This window comes from Paenibacillus sp. FSL F4-0097, from assembly GCF_038593125.1.
Lineage (GTDB): Bacteria > Bacillota > Bacilli > Paenibacillales > Paenibacillaceae > Paenibacillus_AQ > Paenibacillus_AQ odorifer.
In genome coordinates, this window is record NZ_CP151965.1 from 6,594,574 (window position 1) to 6,612,315 (window position 17,742).

Below are 17,742 nucleotides of genomic sequence, written 5' to 3' on the forward strand. Positions count from 1 at the left end.
TTGCTTTGTCAAATTATGAATACGCTATCAATTATTACGAAAAAGAAAACTCCCCAGCACGAGTGCAAGGGAGTAGTTATCGGTTTATGTATTGCTCTGTATTTTAAGGATTGAATAGATGTTTTCATCCCTTAGAACCAAGCTCCGTGCTCATAGGTTGTAATGCCTCCATTACTTCCAGAGCCCACAGGTCCAATGATAATGAAGCTAAACAATGCTAACACGCTTACCATCATCAACAGTGATTTTTTCATTTTTTCTCACCCCCTTTACTAGTTCTCTATATTTATCCTGTTGAGAAGCAGTAGCGTAATCCCTGCTCGTCTCAAATAAAGTTATACAATTAATGAAATCTTTTCCGTTGTTTTGCTTTATAGATAACTCCAAAGATTTCAGAAGATAATCTACACCAGTGCTATAACATTGCTTATTTATTTCATAGATTGCTACTTGATAGTACAAACGAAATACACGATCTACATTATTAGGCTCCTGGAACCCTTCAAACCTCAACATTTCTCGTGAGAATCGTGTAAGTACACTGTCAGCAGAGAACCCGTAACGATTAGCAGCATCCATAATAGTTATAAGTCCAGCTAAGATTTCACCTGGGTGATCTGCTAAAAAGGCCGCGTAGGAAGATAGAACATCCACATTACCCATCAACAACTCAATTGTGAAACCATTGCCCATTGCGAATAACCGAAATTGTTCTACCGCCTGACGACCTTCTTCATTCATCATTTCAAACCAGCCAAGATCTGCGTAGCCTGCAGTATACTTTTTAGCTTCTTCATATTTACCTTGCTTGGTCAGCGAAATTGCTTTAAGCAAATACCCATGACCGTAATAAACCACTAGTGGACGTTCCGTATGAAGAACTTCCTTACGTTTATCCACATTACTTCGCAGTTGCTCGCGGTAAACAGCATTAGCCAGCGTTCTTAGCTCATCAGCGAACGACTCCATTTTATTCCAACGACGAAGATCGAAACATAACTGTGTCAAAGTTAAGAGACCATCCAATTGCATATTTTCTGGTAGACGATTCCTGAAAGGTTCAAAAGTAATAACTGCATGTAACTTCTCGTCTGAATCGACGATGGATAAAATTGCTCTAAAAATACGATAATGACTTATTGCGAGCCGCTCCGAGTAACTGTCGGACTCATTCTCAGCTACAATTTTATAAAAAAATATCGATTCATCTATTTTACCTTTTTTAAACAATTTATCAGCTACCGAATAAACGATATCCAGAGACTTCGGATATTCCAGTAATCTGCTTAAAGTGTCCTCAATACAAGGCTGTTTGCCCAATTCAGCACAACGAATCAAAAAAGGCTCCACTCTACGGCGTGAGACCTTCTCATCATTGAAGCATTCATCAACATATAGAGGATATAACCAACCTTCTGGAAAACCAAAGGCTTTTATAATTGCATCTACTTGTCCCAAGGACATAGGCTTCGGCGGATTTCCATGCAGAATTGCACTGAGGCTGCCTCGATTCAGGCCACAAATTTTTGAAAATGAGGCGAGATTATGGCCGGAGCGGGACAAATTTTTCTCAATTTCTGAGCGTATAGTTGTTAACTTTCCCTCCACTCGGCACCCCCAAAGTTTGACTTGAAAAGATTCTATTAATTGACATTATAGGTGAAAGTTATGGATTGTACAACAAATAGATTGTACGACAAATAGAGGAGCCTAATACGCTCCTCTAGATCAGTAACATCTTCATAGTATTATAATTCTATGTTGTTGGTAGTTTAGCTAACAGTGATGGCGCTTTTGGAACTTCTACTATAGGATGTAATGCCGGCTTTCCGGTTGCGCAAATTTTCCATCATCTTATTTTGTGCCAGCAAAATATAGCTGTCTAATCGCTCACTAAGCTCTAAAACAGCACGGTCACTAAGACTCCGTTGCTCTGCAACCTCCAGCAATTCACATCTAAGACTCTCTATAGTTACAAGTAGCTCATCTTCTTTATAATCTTTTCTATGATTATTCTTGGAGGAATTTGGATTTTGTGTCACATCTCTCTCCTTCTCTCTATCAACATCTTCTCCTATCATAAGTCATGATACCAAAAAACATATTTTCAAAAAAGAGAAAAATTGTAGAGCTTCTAACAAAAACGGAATTACTATTTATTCAGAGTCCTCCGCATGCTGGTCAGGGAGCTCATTGGGATACTGTTCTCGCAAAAGTCCCTTTGCAAAAGAAATCCATTCGCGTGCCGCAAAAGATAAATAACGGTCTCTACGCCACGCCATAGCAAGCTGCCACGGAATTACCGGATCCGTCAAAGGCACAACAACTAACCGTGATCGATCCATATCCCGGCATATGGTCTCTGGCAGCAATGCGATTCCCATACCGGCAGCCACCATGCGGCTAATTAAGTCCCATTGGGAGCTCTCATAGATTACCTTAGGCTGAAATCCCGCCTTCACACATTCCGTAATAATCCGATCATGCAGCGTAAAATCCTCCCGGAACAGCACAAACTCCTCTTCGGCCAGTTCACTTAACGGAACAAAGTCTGCACCGGCCAGCCGATGTCCTACAGGTAAAATAAGATTCAGCTTCTCTTCAACAAAAGTGAAACAATGAAGTTTGGCTGTATTTACAGGCAGCACAACCATTCCGATGTCCAGCAAGCCCGTTTCTACATCTTCTTCCACTTTTTTCGCGCCATCCTCATGCAGACGAATAGTAACCTGCGGATAACGTTTATGAAATTGACCAATCACCGAAGGAAAAAAGCTCGCCCCTACCATTGGAGGCAGACCGATGCGGATGTGGCCCTGCTCCAAATTTCGTAAGCTATCCAGCTCAGAAGACAAGCTGGCGAACGACTCCACGATATTTTGCGCTTTGGTGAACAGAATTTCCCCCGCATCTGTAAGCCGGACACTTTTCCCTTCACGATAAAACAAATCCGCCTCCAGCTCGATCTCCATATTCCGGATCATTTTACTGATCGTTGGCTGAGAAATATATAAGGATTCGGCAGCCCGAGTAAAGCTTTTCATTCGTGCTGCTTGGACGAAATATTCTAATTGTCGGATATCCATCTTCCAACCTCCGATACATAGACAAAAGGAATGTCATTTATTCAATCTATTCATTTTACCTATGAAAACAATTGATGTAAACTTTCATTATCATGAAAGGAGCGAAGCCTTATGAAAAAGATTGTTATAGGCTTGCTGCAGGTAGCGGGACTTACCCTATTCTCATTACTAATCAATGCTGTAACCCCATTATTGCATATCCCTATTCCCGGAAGCATACTCGGAATGATTATATTGTTTCTTTTGCTTGAGTTTGGTGTCATTCATCTGAATTGGGTTGAAGTTGGTGCTTCTTGGCTACTGGCTGAGCTCTTGCTGTTCTTTATTCCCTCTGCTATTGGCGTAATGAAATACGCGAATATTCTGGAAACTGATGGTTTACGAATCCTCGCGGTGGTCATTTTGGGTACGATTGTTGTAATGGCCAGTTCCGGATTACTTACCAGTAGAATTTACAAAGCAAAGGAGCGGAAAGGATCATGTTAAACGCTCTGTTATTCTTCGGTCTTACGGTTGCTGTGTATCTACTGGCGAAACGCATTTATGCTTCTAGTGGCAAAGTGTACACCTCTCCATTGATCATTACACCAGTGCTTATGATTATCTTCTTACTCATCACAGGCATTACTTATGATTCTTACAATGCGGGAGGCAAATGGCTGACGGATTTGCTGCAACCGGCAACTATGGCCTTTGCAATCCCTTTGCATAAAAACTTCAAGGTGCTCAAAAAGCACGCCGCCGAAATTGCGGCAGGCGTGCTGTCAGGGACGATAACAGCGGTGATCTCTTCTATTCTGCTCGCCAAATGGCTGCATGTCAGCGGCGATCTGGCAGCCAGTCTGGTTCCACGTTCGGTGACTACGCCGATCGCTATGAGCATCTCGCAAAGTATCGGCGGTGTACCGAGTATTACTGCAGTCTTCGTCATCATTACCGGGATACTCGGTACAATGATGGGCCCTACAGTGCTCCGCATCTTCCGCATTGACAATGAAATCGCGCGTGGTGTATCGCTGGGAACCGCTGCGCATGGTACAGGAACATCCAAGGCCTTCGAGCTTAGTTCACTGACCGGAACCATCTCCAGTATTGCGATGATTCTGTCCGCGCTGTTATCCATAGGTGTGGCGCCAGCTTTACTCGCGGTATTCCTCCACTAGGCTAACCCAGCTTGAGCCAAGGACATGTCTCTTTAGCACATCTAAGGCGGCATGTTCTTTTTTTAAGAGATCTAAACCTAGAATTTAACCGGAAGTCCACTTTGTGCTGAATCGTAAGCCGCGCAGGTTACTTTAAGCGTCTTGAATCCATCCTCATAGTCACTGAGAATACGTGAACGATCACCTGTCCGTACAGCATGCAGAAAAGCTTCACTTTCCACTAAATATGGATTTCCTGTGTTTTCAAATTCGGTGCTATTGCCACTTCGCACTTCCAAGAGACGATCCGGGTTCCAATCCAGCAATCCCCGATCATTATAGAAACTAAGTCCTACACTTCCCACCGGATCAGGCAGTACACATGTATTTGAAATATTAGCTATGATTCCATTCTCAAGCTTCAGAGATACGGTACCTACATCGGCTACGCTCACACCTTCATGCTGCTCATGCATAATTCGGTTTCCGAACATGCCGTATACTTCTTTTACCTCTCCTGCCAGATAACGCACTAAATCGACGATATGAGTAGTCTGCTCGGTGAACTGTCCTCCGGATTGCTCCTGATCACGCCACCAAGCTACGCCCGGCATGCCGCCCATCCACTGGCCCATAACCATACCGATCTTATCACCACGTAGTGTTTCCTTGAGCCGTCTGACATTCTCTTGATAACGGAAATGGTAACCTACCGAGGTCAATAAATTATGTTCTTTAATATCTTGCAGCAAGCTCGCAGGAATTTCAGTAGTCATACTAAGCGGCTTCTCTATAAAAAAAGGAATATCCCTCTTGATTAATGAACGTTCAATCGCACCATGAGATTGTGGAGGCACACAGATATAAACAGCATCAAGCGTCTCTGCATCCAACATCTCTGTAATATCACCATATCCAGCAGCTCCGTATGGACGTGCCATATCTTCGCCTTTGGCTTTACTGCTTCCACAGACTGCCTGCAACTGGACATCATCCATCCCTGCCAGCAAATCAGCATGTACCTTAGAGAACCAACCCGTACCCACAATACCCACTTTTAATGTCATATTATTTCCCCCTGCCGATTGATTATGAATACCCTTTCGTAGATTATAACCTCTTACGAGCGGATAAGATAATCTCTCCATTCTTCGGGGAGCAAATGCATATATGGACTCTGCAAAAAACGGTCATCAGCCAACACGATAATGCCCGTATCCGTCTCGCTGCGAATCAACCGGCCTCCGGCTTGCAGTACCTTGCACATTCCCGGATAGACATAGGCATAATCAAAGCCATTTTTTCCTCTGGCATTAAAATATTGACGCAGCAGATTGCGTTCAAGACCAAGCTGTGGCAGGCCAACGCCAACAACCATAACCCCATTGAGGCGATCCCCTGGCAGATCCACACCTTCTGAAAAAATTCCTCCAAGTACAGCAAATCCCAATAACGTCTCGTCATTGTCTGGACTAAATGCAGCTAAAAAACTTTCTCTAGCTTGCTCACTCATGCCCGTATCCTGCATCAATGTCCGGATTTCAGGGTAATTCTCCGTAAAGGCCTGATATACGTTTTGTAAATAGAGGTACGAAGGAAAAAACACCAGATAATTGCCCTTCTTGGAGACCATTTGGCTTAGTGCTTTAGTCAACGGAACTAGGGAAGCTTCCCGGTCATGATAACGTGTGGAGACAGGTAAGACGGTTACTTCCCACTGCTCCTTCTGAAAAGGAGAAGAAACAGTTAAACTGTAATCTTCCTCCACCGCACCAATCATATCCCGGTAGTAAGATAATGGAGAAAGTGTAGCTGAGAACAGGATCTGACTGCGAAAGCTCTTGGACATCTGCCGAAGCAGATGCGAGGGATCCAAATTGAATAACTTGAGATAGACATCCCCTCTACGAACCTCAGCATAGGTAATGTAGCGTTCATCATAGGTCTTAAAGGTGCGGAGCATTCCCTGAACTGCAAAATATGTATCCAAGAGGACATTTTCCCCTTCATCTTCTCCATTCAGAGAGACAATGCTGGAGCTGGGGTGAATAAGTTCCTGTTCCGCCTCCAAAGAAAATATCTCAAGCAAAGCTGGCAGCTCCTCCGGGAACGAGTCCCACTGCCCTTGCCCCTCTTCATTGCAAATTTTGCGAAGGGAGATGAAAAAAGCATTCACCGATTTAGCGGCTTTACTCAAACTCCGGTTCATTTCTTTATATTGGCGCTGGATCTCCAGGAAAGGGGCTTTCAGCAAAGAGGCGGAGAACATTTCCCGTCCCCGGTCTACCAGATTGTGTGCTTCATCTACTAGAAGTACCGTTTCTCTCTTTCTTTCCTCTGTTAGCCGTTTCAGACTGATGCGAGGATCATATATATAATTGTAATCGCAGATCACAGCATCACAGGCATAGGCCGCATCCAATGAGAACTCAAATGGGCACACTTTGTGTTTGTGAGCATACAGTGCAATGGTGTCTCTGCTCATGAGCGTCTCGTGCTCTAACAGATCCATCAACGCCTCGTTGATCCGGTCATAATAACCATCCGTATAAGGACAGGAATCCTTACCGCAAACCCCCTCTTCGCGAAAACAGGCCTTCTCTTTAGCGGTAATAGTGATGACATGCAGCTGAAGTCCCTGCGTTAGCAACAGCGAGATGGCTTCCTGCGCGGCAAAACGGGTAACCGTCTTTGCCGTTAAATAGAACAATCCCTTAGCTTGTCCTTCGCCCATCGCTTTAAGGACAGGAAACAACGTCGACATTGTTTTCCCAATACCTGTGGGTGCTTGAGCGAACAGACTGACCTTTTCCACGACGGACTTATATACGGCTCCTGCAAAATGACGTTGTCCCTTTCGATAAGAGGAGAACGGAAAGCTCAACTCCCGAAGACTCTGCTCCTTCTTAGCCTCATGATGAACCATCATCTCGGCGTACGGAGCATATCTAGCTACTGTGTCATTCACAAATGAAATCAGCTCTTCAAAAGACAACGTTCGGTACAAGCTTTTTTGCTCATCAGTGGCCCGGTGGACATAGGTAAGCTTAACCTGAATAGAAGAAAGCTCTTGCTCCAGAGCTATCATATATGCGTACATCAGCGCCTGTGCCCAGTGAACCTCATGTCCCTCATCCAGTAAATCCAGCAGTCCGGAGGTTGACTTGATTTCTTCGACCGTAAAGCTCCCATCCTCCGAGACAAGCAATCCATCACATCGCCCATCTACAACATAAAGCAGGTTTCCATAAGAAATTTCCGTTTTCAAATAAACCTCTTTGCGGTCACCTTCCTTATATTGCTTTTGGATTTTCTGATGAATTATTGTGCCTTCGACCATAGCGCCCGTTCCATGAAAGCCAGGCTCAATGCTTCCGCTGCGAAAAACATATTCAACGAGAGTTCTAACTGATAAAGCTACTGTAGAGCCCATCCGGCATCACATCCTTTAATTTTCCATATATTCTTTTTGCTCCCAATCGCCATTTTAGTCCTGAATTCGTTGTATAACCCTGCATGAGAGCAGGAGCGTCAGCTTCAACCCTATGTGTTTAACTTTACGCACTCCGCTAAGCTTATACTTAGGTTCTCGATTTTTGACATTCTATAGCCAGCCCTGCATAATAAATTTTATTACTATGGAATTATTTTGTCTGGGCGCTGTTTCTTCCTAGCCGGGAAATGGCGTTTTATCATGTAGAAAGAAGGCGAAGCTGTGTCATCCTTTAACTTTAAACAATGGATCGTTAAACCTTTTGTGTTTTTCACAATAATTTTTATTCTAAAAGCTTTCTTGGCATGGGGCGTAATCTTTAACGATATATTGCCCTGGAAATCATTATTAACTGAAATCCCCTTTGCTTGGGCACTCTTCTGTATCATTGAACGTTTTGGTTCCAAGCGCAAGCTCGGATATTACATGACCGTAAATTTATTAGTGACAGCCATTTTCTTCGCAGCCATTATGTATTTTAAATATTACGGTGTTATTGTGACTTACCATGCAGCGGAGCAGGTGAATCAAGTCACCGCCGTCAGCAACAGCGTATTCTCACTAATGGATCCATACTACCTGCTGATTTTTACAGACATCATTATTCTCGGAGTTTATTTCTTCTTTAATAAAAAAGGCCGGGTCTATAAGAAAGAGAATATCAACCGCCGCCGTGGCGGAAAACTTAAGTACAGCGTTCTGTTTGCAGTCTCACTTGCTTTATGCCTGTTCAACATCTTGCCTAATAAGGCCAGCATGAACGAAATTAAGAAAGCCCAGGAAATGGGAATTCTTAATTATGAAGCCTATACGATCTTCGCTAAAGAAGAGCCTGAGCTAGTCAATTCAAGTGACATTACACAAGATGCCATCAATAAATTGAAGGGGATTAATACTACGGCTAGTTCTCCACTTCAAGGCATCGCGAAAGATAAGAACCTTATTATTATTCAAATGGAATCTTTCCAGAATTTTTTGCTAGGACTTAAATTAGACGGTCAAGAAATTACACCGAACCTGAACAAGGTGATGAAGGACAGTCTTTACTTCCCTAATTTTTATCAAATGGTTGGTCAAGGGAATACGTCGGATGCAGAGTTCGTAGTTAATACTTCCTTCTACATCCCTCCACGTGGAGCGGCAACGATGTCCTATGTAGATAAGGTACTGCCGAGTCTGCCACGTGTGCTTAAAGAAAATGGTTATCAGACTGCAACCTTCCACACCAATGTCGTAGAATTCTGGAACCGCGGCGAGCTGTATGACTCCCTGGGCTTCGATCATTATTATGATCGCAAATTTTTTGGTGAAGATGATGTCTTTTTCTTTGGCGCTTCTGATGATACGCTCTACAGTAAGACAGCCGACAAACTAAAAGAAATGGACCAACAGGAGCAGCCTTTTTACGCTCAAGTCATTTCAATGTCAGCGCATCACCCTTTTACTATTCCGGAAGAAAAATACCGTATGGAGCTGCCAGAGCGTTATGAAGGTACTTTTGTTGGTGACTATATCCGTTCCCAGAACTATGCGGATGATGCTTTTGGACATTTTGTAGAAGAGCTTAAAGCGAAAGGTGTCTGGGACAATAGTGTAATCATGATTTATGGAGATCATATGGGATTGCCGATTTATTCCCTCGATCATGATGATAAAGAATTGATGACTGAAATCTATGGTCATGAATACAGTTATGCGGATATGATGAACATCCCTCTGCTTATTCATGCAGGTGATGGCGTAGCGCCGCAGACCATTGATGAAGTAGGCGGAGAAGTGGATATCATGCCAACCGCTGCAAGTCTGCTTGGGATTTCATTAGAGAATAACGTATATTTTGGTCAAGATCTACTCAGTCAGACTTATAATTTGCTGCCAGAACGATATTATTTACCTTCTGGTTCATTCATTGCCAGCTCAGGATTGCTTATTCCTGGTAACAGCTTTGAAGACAACACTCAGTACTCTATTTATAACGATGGAACAACACCAAGTGCCACTGAGGACGAATATAACCGTGCCTTGAGGCTTTTACAGCTTTCCCACAGCTATATCACTCAGTTGCCCGACAAACAACCTAAACAATAAATTACAGGGCGTAGGCAACCAACGAACAAAAACAGCAGAGCAGCGATTCCCCAATAATGGAGAACCGCTGCTCTGCTGTTTTTTATAAAGATATCCATTCCGAAGCTTAGCTGACTAACGCTCCTGATCCTCGATCATACGGTAATACTCTGCAAAGTTGCGTAGTTCTTCGGGCTTCAGTATGGACAAATGCTCCGCCAGCAGTTCTTTGGACCGGAAATGTCCTTCTTCCAGCACCTGCTGACCCTTCTCGGTGATCGTTACTACAACCGCTCTCCGATCCTTCCCATCCGGCTCACGCTTGATATAACCCAGCACCTCCAAACGGTCCAGCATCACCGTCACTGCACTGGATTTGACCTCCATACTTTCTGCCAGCTGTACCACCCGCGACTTCTTTTCTTTCGCAATCATATTTAACAGACCCATCTGAGGCACCGTAAGTCCGAGTTCTTTGTGCAAAGACATTTGAGACATAATCTTACGCTGTACTCTCCACATGGATAGTCCAAGACGATCAATTAACGGATCTATTTGATGTGGCATATTTGTTCAACCCCAATCCGTTTTTAATAACTCAAGCGTACCACTAGAACTGGTAATGATTCAATGGTTTTGTCTACTAAACCATTGAAAGCATGCTGGAAAGCGCAAACTTCCACGAATCTCCAATTTCCGACACAGAAATACTATATTCCATGTAAGGTTATGAGCATATCAATGCGATATAATCGTAGAGGTGAGAGCTATTATCACTGAGAACATAATTTGTCAAGGTTGGTGCGAAGAATGAAATTAGCAACTAAATTAACTTGGATGATGTTCATCGTCTTACTTCTTGTAGGATCATCCATCGGGTTCTTCGGATACCGTACAGCTTATAAGCAAGTAGACGAAGCCGCAGGTATCGAATTGGTAGGATGCGCTAATATTACAACTGGCCTGATTAACCCCGCAGACATTTCCGCATTGTTGGCAGGCGATCAAAGTAAACTGGAGGCTGTAGAGGATCGAATCGGTTGGATTGTGGCACATAAGGCTATTTTTAAAGAGGCATTCATCTTATCCTTAGACGGAAAAGTACTTGCCGCAGATTCAAGCTTCCAGGCTAGAGGTTATAAAGCAGGCGATACTTTTTATTTCCCAGATGAAGTTAAGCAACATATCACTCAGTCCAAGCATTCCTCCTACTCCAAGGTTTATACATACGAAGGTACCTCACTTAAGACAGGTTACGGCCCCATCTATCAGGATCATGATCCATCCAAACCTATAGTTGCGCTGATGGCCATTAATTTCGATGGCTCCATAATTCAAGAACGAACCCAAGATATCATAGTTCAGCCCTTTATTATCGGAGCTTCCATTCTGGTTATAGCTATCGTGGCAGCTTATCTGTTAATCCGCCGAATGATAAGTCCGTTAACGAAGCTGTCTAAAGGGGTCAATCTTGTTGCACAAGGCGACCTTACTCATAATCCTATTTTATTCAACAGCAAGGATGAGATTGGTACATTAGCCCGTAATTTTAATGACATGACCCAAAGCCTGCGCTTGCTTATTACCGAGGTCAATGAGACTTCCATGCAGGTAGCTTCCTCGTCCGAAGAGCTCTCTGCCAGTGCACAGGAAACCAACCGGGCCGGTGAGTACAGCGTCAATGTTACAATTGAGCTTGCCGATAGCGCGAATTCACAGCTGCAGAATATGGAGGGCGAATATAAGTCTGTACAAGACCTGTCTCGCTTCATCACAGAGATTGCAGGCAATGCAGATAACGCGATGAATAATGCGGTCAGCAACGCTAATAAAGCCCGTACAGGCCGTGAAGCAATGGATTCCACCACACAGCAGATGAGAGTCGTAAGTGACAGCATTACCGACCTGGCAATCATTATTGAAACCTTGGGTGGTTATTCCAAAGAAATCGAAAATATCGTGGGTACTATTGCCAGCATCGCAGAGGAAACCAATCTCCTGTCCCTAAATGCAGCGATTGAAGCCGCAAGAGCTGGAGAAGAAGGAAGAGGGTTTGCGGTCGTTGCCCATTCCGTGCGTAAGCTTGCTGAGCGTTCAGCCCATTCCGCTGCGCAAATTGGCCAGCTGGTAAACATCATCGTGAACCAGATGGATCAAGCAGGAGAAACAATGAAACGCTCTACAGAAGAGATGGAGCACGGCAGAGAAATGATTGCCACGGCAGGCCAGTCCTTCTCGGAGATAGAAATGTCTGTCTCGGGAATGGCCTCACAAAGTCAGCAGATCTCCGGAACAGTTCGACAGCTTTCGCTAATTTCCGACCGTCTCGTTACAACCCTTCAGAATATCGTAAATGTCGCTAATCAGACAGCCAGCAGTGCAGAGACATTATCCGCTTCCTCAGAAGAACAGCTTGCCGCAATGGAAGAAGTTGAGTCTGCAGCAGCTTTCCTGTCCTCACTAGCTGAGAAGCTGCAAATTCTGATTGAACGATTTAAGGTTTCTTAATAGCAAAGGGGCTAGCGTCCAAGCAGAGGAATTCTGCTTAGACGCTAGCCCCTTGTTCTATGTATTGAGATCATCTGTTACGATACTGCTGTATTCGCTATAAACCACTGGCCCAGCTCATGCACCGGCATTGGCCGCCCATAATAATAACCCTGCATTACTCTGCAGCCTAAGGATTGCAGCAGCTCAATCTGCTCTGGTGTCTCCACACCTTCCGCCACGACCTCCATATTAAGATTGGTGGCAATCGCAATGATATTACTGATAATGGCTTTCTTGGAATGCATCTTGCTCTTACGAATAAATACCTGATCAATTTTGAGTGTGTTGACTGGAATCTCATCTAAATTACCAAGGGACGAAAAGCCTGTCCCAAAGTCATCCAGTGATACCCTTACCCCAAGTGCCCGAAGTCTGGATAGCTGCGCAACCGTCTCTTCCATGTTATTCATCGCAATGGACTCTGTAATCTCCAGTTCAAGGAAATGTGGTTCTAGGCCTGAACGTGTGAGTGCTTCTTCTACAACATCGTATAAGCCCCCGCCCTCAAACATCCGTGCTGACATATTAATAGAGACTGCGACATTTGCTATCTCTTCCTTATGCCAAAGCATGTTCTGGCTGCATACATCATGCAGCATCCAATAGGTAATGGGGACAATTAGTCCCGTTTCCTCTGCGATGGGAATGAATTCCGCGGGAGAAATTATCCCATGTTCAGGGTGCCGCCAACGCAGCAGTGCTTCAAGACCCACGGTAACGTTCATATACGAATCCCATTTTGGCTGGTACACAACCATAAACTCGGAGCGTGCCAGCGCTTTACGAAGATCCTTCTCCAGCGACATCCGTCGCAGCTGATGGCGGTTCATCTCCTGATCGAACACACTGAATTTATTCTTACCCGAATCCTTAGAGGTATAAAGAGCTGTATCGGCTGCCTTCATTAACGCTGAGCGGTCAGTTCCATGAATAGGGGTCATACTGATCCCCACACTTGCAGTAACATATAGCTCATTACCTTGAATACTGTAGTATTTCTTAAGCTCATATAAAATGTGCTCTGCTTCCTCTTGCGCATCCTCCACAGTACAATCTGGAAGAGCGATCAGGAATTCATCTCCGCCCAAACGAAAGACCTTGCCTTTACTTCCTACAGATCGTCTTAATCTTATAGCGACCTCTCGCAGTAACAAGTCCCCTATATCATGTCCAAGCGTATCATTAATCGACTTAAACCGATCCAGATCCACAAAAAATACAGCACCGGATCTACTCCCGAAAAATTCATCTTTAAAATAACGTACCAGGCCATGCCTGTTCGGAAGATCAGTTAGTGGATCATAATAAGCCATCCGTTCCAGCACATGCCGGTCCAGAAATACAGCACCACCAGAAATCGCAAGCATAAATAGCGTTACCAAGGATACTCCCATTAAGAGAATAACATCAGTCTCCATAAAAAAAGTTGTATTGCCTAACAGACCGTTATATTCAAAATGAGTCGCCCTTACACTCGTATAATGCAATCCAGTTACCGAAAATCCGATAAAGAGAGCAGAGTATAACTTCCAGCGGTTAAAACCCACATAGTCTTTAAACTTGTGAAATAGAAATAATCCGATAAAAGACGAGAGCATAACGAGGATTACAGCACATGTCTGAGTCCATATCTCATAATGGATCTCCGCTGCGATCTTCATGGAGGACATCCCGATATAATGCATAGCAGAGATCCCGCTGCCCAGTAGAACACCACTAACTATTAAACAACTTTTTCTTAAACGTGGCACAAACGTAATCCGGAATGCCGAATAGCAGCACAATACACCAACCAATAACGATAATACAGCCCTGCCTGGATAATAATTCACGCTAAAAGGAAAACGGCTCGCCATAATCCCTACATAATGTATCGACCATATGCCACTGCCGAGTACACATGCCCCCGATATTAACCATAAGCGACGAACTTTCCCAAACGAGCGAGGGACTTGCGAGATCAGATTCAGCGCGGAATAAGCTGCAGTCGCCGCTAGCGCAAATGATAGTAAAACAATCCAAACGTTATAGTGGATTCCCATTTTATCCATTAGTTAACCTCTTCACCGGTTTTGAATACCGTAATCGCTGCAGCGTATTTCTCAAGTAAAAAATCAGTACACGAATATCAGATAAATGGAAGAGTGCGTAAAGATTATAGGTTATCCCTGAAAAGCAACTTTAGATGTATTCTACCTTGTATTCAGCCGATTGTCTAAGAAAATACTGGAATTTATACCCTTTTTTTATGTCGGCAAAAAATGTCCATATTTGACGCATTCACTCACCCCGGAAAGTTGGATATGTGACCTGTGGTTGATGGGGTTTTGGGGAAGGTCTTTCGCCATAACCATTGATTCAAAACTACCAGAACTAACAGATAGATGTAAATTCCTCCGGTAAATAAAGTGAAGACATAGTGAATACCCGCCATCCCCATCAGCAAAAACATAAGCATGAAGGCGACTCCAGTGTAATCCTTTTGTTTGGCTGCCTCATAACGCTCTGAAAAAGGTAAGCTCCGCGGATAAACACGAAAGCAGATGACTGAGAAAATCAGCATGGCGAATAATACCACTACTAAATCAGGTACAATGTACACACCGAACAACAGAATGAACAATACCGCATCTACTGCAAATAAAGGCAAGACTAGCCGCAGCAGCGCCGCCTTAAGCATCCCACGGTAAATAGGCGTGCTATCGGGTAAAGGAATCAGCCTATAAATCCAAGCTCCTTTATAACTTGTAGAGTAGCGTAGCATCTGTATTACAGTCTGCATTAACATCGTGCAGAAATAGATTAACAAGTACACTTTTGAACCTTTAAGGGAACCATCATAACTATTCTGTAATATACCAAATATAAAAATAAACGGGAATGCGATAGAAAAGCCAAGTGCAGGATAGACCTTCAGCTTAAAATCGCGCTCATTCTTCATCATGGACCAAGTAAACCGAAAGAAAATCCCCTCTGCCGGTTCCTTACATACTCTGCGAGAGAGCCACTCTGCGATCTGGCCCTTGTCTTTTCCACCGGAGCCTTGCTCTGCCAGCTTTTGCAAATTCCGCTCAAACTGTGGCATCAGCTTAATATAAGCTACGATCAGTACAAGTGGGGTTATCAAAGCCAGCAATGAGAGAATGAAGTAATAGGGTTCTCTCGCTCCACCAAGCAACAGTTCAAACGGAGCCGCGAACCAAACCGGAAAAATAAAGTACTGCCACCAAGCAGGATGATAAGCAGCACCAAGCTCAGTGAGGTTGAACAACCTGGAGATGAATTGATAGCCCACCATTATTCCGATCGTTAGAAGGATTTGCGTATAATTTATAATATCCTTGAGCTTCTCCCCATCAAAAAACCGCATGATCATCAGGTAGAGCAGTGCAGTTATTACGAGGATAAAACAGTCTAACAAGACAATTGTCACCGCATACATCAGAAAAAAAGCGATCCCCTGCTTAAATAGGCTAAATACCAAAGATGGACCAGTGATCGACAATGTAACTGTCCCTAAGTAGAGAAGAACGTGTATACTTTTGGCCATATTTAAGGTGGTTCGGTTGACGGGTTTGGAAAAAAGAATATTTTTATCACGTAAATCAAGCATTACTGAAGAAAAATCAGAGATCAGGGTTGTGGAGACAAAAAACATAATAATCCCAAAGGTTAAGCTCATTTGCAGCATATAGTGATCATTGGATAGCGTTAGCGGAATTAATATTAAACCAAACAGTAAGTAAATCCACTGCAATCGCAAAGGCGAACCTTCTTTAACGTTCTCCTTTTTCTGCATACCTGCAAGCGCTGTAGGCGTTCTTCTTCCGTCCATGGTCAGTTTGATCTGCAGAATACTCCGCATGGTGTCATAATCGACTCCAAATCTTATAAATGCACCCCGCAGCTTATCCAACAGCCTCAGCACGAAGAAATCAGTCATAAGAGGATACCTCTTGCTCTTGCATGACCGCAACAAATTCACCAGCGATATCACGGTATTTATCAAATCCGGTTAATTGATTGAAAATATCTTCAAGCGTCCCTTCGCGGCCTTTCTCCTTCAGCTCCGCAAAACTTCCGTCCGCCACAATATCCCCGCCATCAATCAAAATGATCCGGCTACTGATTTTCTCAACCACATCCATGATATGTGAGGAGTAAAAAATGGTCTTCCCCCGTGCCGCCAGCGATGCAAAAATCTCCTTCACTATCATCACGCTATTAGCATCCAAACCACTCAGCGGTTCATCCAGGAATAAAATATCGGGGTCATGCAGCATGCTGGAGATAAGCAGCACCTTTTGCTTCATCCCTTTTGAGAACGAAGAAATCCGCATATCGTAAGACTTCTCCAAACCTAGCAGTGTGGTTAATTTTTTGGCCTTGTAGTCCGCCTCCGCACGACCTAGCCCATACAGCTCGCCAACAAAGGTTAGATACTCTCTTGCAGTGAGGCTATCATATAATTCGGCTACCTCCGGCACATAACCTATACGTTTCTTGTAAGAAACATCTCCATCAGCAATATCCTTACCGAAAATCTCCACTTTACCGTTATATCCTTCTACCAAACCGAGCATAATCTTCACCGTTGTACTCTTACCTGCCCCGTTAGGGCCGATATAACCAATAATTTGTCCTCTATATACCTTAAGATCAATTCCCTTTAGCACCATTCGGTCTGTATAGTTCATCCATAAACCTGAAATCGCTATGACCGGATCGTCAGCTAAACCCATATCTCAGTCCCCTTTCTAGTAACTAATCAATAATGTGAAATATTACTACTTTATGTAATTACAATAATTGTATCATTTAGTAGAATCCTCTTCCATGATTTAGTCTGCTAATCTTATGTCTAGTTAAAAAAAGAGTGGCCATTAGGCCACCCCCTAGAGATTTATAGCGAAAGGCAGCGCCACCGATGCCACGAAATGGCTGTAGGCACTCCCTTTATTTTAGTAAACCGGGCTAAGATCAGAGTCCGTTTGGTGGGGTAGCATTTTTGCGTAAGAGAGCGAGCACGCTATCGGACACAGCTGACCTTATACGCGGATTTTTACCACATTTGGAGTGCTAAAGGACCCCATAGTCGCTATCAGCATGAAAAACACCATAAACGCACCTTTTTCTAAGCGATAGCGTCGCTGGAGTCCGAAACTATGCCCCAAAGGCTGGAATGTGGAAAATAACGTCATCTGGGTCCGAAAGCCGCGCCGATAATGAATGAGCTGCTGAATCAAGCGGGCAAGCGGATAGTGCAAGGACAACCAGCCAGCCAGCTAACAAACAAAAAAACAGAGCAGCGATACTCCAATAAAAGAGGAATCGCTGCTCTGCTGTCTTAGCCAAACCGAGTCGCCGCACTCATAGTTGAACGCTACTTGCGTGACGTCCGCTA

14 protein-coding genes are annotated in these 17,742 nt (G+C 43.8%); 5 read left to right on the forward strand and 9 right to left on the reverse strand.

The features are described from left to right. Positions 1-207 precede the first annotated feature (207 nt). The 3 genes from MHH86_RS29620 to MHH86_RS29630 all read right to left on the reverse strand — a co-directional run bounded on the left by MHH86_RS29620 (position 208) and on the right by MHH86_RS29630 (position 3,086). Positions 208-1,608: a DNA-binding protein gene (locus MHH86_RS29620; RefSeq protein WP_076099697.1), complete on the reverse strand. Its 1,401-nt coding sequence runs from the start codon at positions 1,606-1,608 to the stop codon at positions 208-210. Positions 1,609-1,772: 164 nt separating this feature from the next. Then, a complete protein-coding gene (locus tag MHH86_RS29625) occupies positions 1,773-2,081 on the reverse strand; it encodes an aspartyl-phosphate phosphatase Spo0E family protein (protein WP_080742653.1) in 309 nt (102 codons plus the stop codon). Between the two features lie 75 nt (positions 2,082-2,156). Continuing rightward, a complete protein-coding gene (locus MHH86_RS29630) occupies positions 2,157-3,086 on the reverse strand; it encodes a LysR family transcriptional regulator (RefSeq protein ID WP_036682015.1) in 930 nt (309 codons plus the stop codon). A gap of 111 nt (positions 3,087-3,197) precedes the next feature. Between MHH86_RS29630 and MHH86_RS29635 the strand changes: the two genes are divergently transcribed. Both MHH86_RS29635 and MHH86_RS29640 read left to right on the forward strand, forming a co-directional pair. Then, on the forward strand, positions 3,198-3,572 hold the full coding sequence (locus MHH86_RS29635) for a CidA/LrgA family holin-like protein (RefSeq protein WP_036682017.1): 375 nt from the start codon (positions 3,198-3,200) through the stop codon (positions 3,570-3,572). Then, positions 3,566-4,249: a CidB/LrgB family autolysis modulator gene (locus MHH86_RS29640; RefSeq protein ID WP_036682019.1), complete on the forward strand. Its 684-nt coding sequence runs from the start codon at positions 3,566-3,568 to the stop codon at positions 4,247-4,249. Before MHH86_RS29635 ends, MHH86_RS29640 begins: the two co-directional genes overlap by 7 nt. 77 nt (positions 4,250-4,326) lie before the next feature. Here the strand turns inward: MHH86_RS29640 and MHH86_RS29645 are convergent, their stop codons facing one another. Both MHH86_RS29645 and MHH86_RS29650 read right to left on the reverse strand, forming a co-directional pair. Further along, positions 4,327-5,295, reverse strand: coding sequence for a Gfo/Idh/MocA family oxidoreductase (locus MHH86_RS29645; protein ID WP_038573694.1), 969 nt, complete (start codon positions 5,293-5,295; stop codon positions 4,327-4,329). Between the two features lie 53 nt (positions 5,296-5,348). Beyond that, complete coding sequence (locus tag MHH86_RS29650) at positions 5,349-7,661, reverse strand: helicase C-terminal domain-containing protein (RefSeq protein WP_076316147.1); 2,313 nt, start codon at positions 7,659-7,661, stop codon at positions 5,349-5,351. Between the two features lie 282 nt (positions 7,662-7,943). On the opposite strand from MHH86_RS29650, the gene MHH86_RS29655 reads away from it, so the two are divergent. Beyond that, entirely contained in the window at positions 7,944-9,809 is a 1,866-nt protein-coding gene (locus tag MHH86_RS29655; protein ID WP_076316146.1) for an LTA synthase family protein, read from the forward strand. A 114-nt stretch (positions 9,810-9,923) separates the two neighbouring features. Here MHH86_RS29655 and MHH86_RS29660 read toward each other — a convergent pair whose 3' ends face one another. Then, positions 9,924-10,355 carry a MarR family transcriptional regulator gene (locus tag MHH86_RS29660; RefSeq protein ID WP_051491215.1) on the reverse strand — a complete coding sequence of 144 codons (432 nt, stop codon included), beginning with the start codon at positions 10,353-10,355 and terminating at the stop codon, positions 9,924-9,926. Between the two features lie 243 nt (positions 10,356-10,598). On the opposite strand from MHH86_RS29660, the gene MHH86_RS29665 reads away from it, so the two are divergent. Beyond that, positions 10,599-12,296, forward strand: a complete 1,698-nt coding sequence (locus tag MHH86_RS29665; RefSeq protein WP_036682027.1) for a methyl-accepting chemotaxis protein — start codon at positions 10,599-10,601, stop codon at positions 12,294-12,296. Between the two features lie 77 nt (positions 12,297-12,373). On the opposite strand, the gene MHH86_RS29670 is transcribed toward MHH86_RS29665, so the two are convergent. From MHH86_RS29670 to MHH86_RS29680, 3 genes are all read right to left on the reverse strand, one after another. Beyond that, on the reverse strand, positions 12,374-14,389 hold the full coding sequence (locus MHH86_RS29670) for an EAL domain-containing protein (protein ID WP_036682029.1): 2,016 nt from the start codon (positions 14,387-14,389) through the stop codon (positions 12,374-12,376). Positions 14,390-14,622: 233 nt separating this feature from the next. Continuing rightward, a complete protein-coding gene (locus tag MHH86_RS29675; RefSeq protein WP_051491216.1) occupies positions 14,623-16,281 on the reverse strand; it encodes a hypothetical protein in 1,659 nt (552 codons plus the stop codon). Further along, positions 16,274-17,080: an ABC transporter ATP-binding protein gene (locus MHH86_RS29680; RefSeq protein WP_036682032.1), complete on the reverse strand. Its 807-nt coding sequence runs from the start codon at positions 17,078-17,080 to the stop codon at positions 16,274-16,276. Before MHH86_RS29680 ends, MHH86_RS29675 begins: the two co-directional genes overlap by 8 nt. Before the next feature lie 483 nt (positions 17,081-17,563). On the opposite strand from MHH86_RS29680, the gene MHH86_RS29685 reads away from it, so the two are divergent. Then, positions 17,564-17,689: a hypothetical protein gene (locus MHH86_RS29685; protein WP_342479572.1), complete on the forward strand. Its 126-nt coding sequence runs from the start codon at positions 17,564-17,566 to the stop codon at positions 17,687-17,689. Positions 17,690-17,742 lie beyond the last annotated feature (53 nt).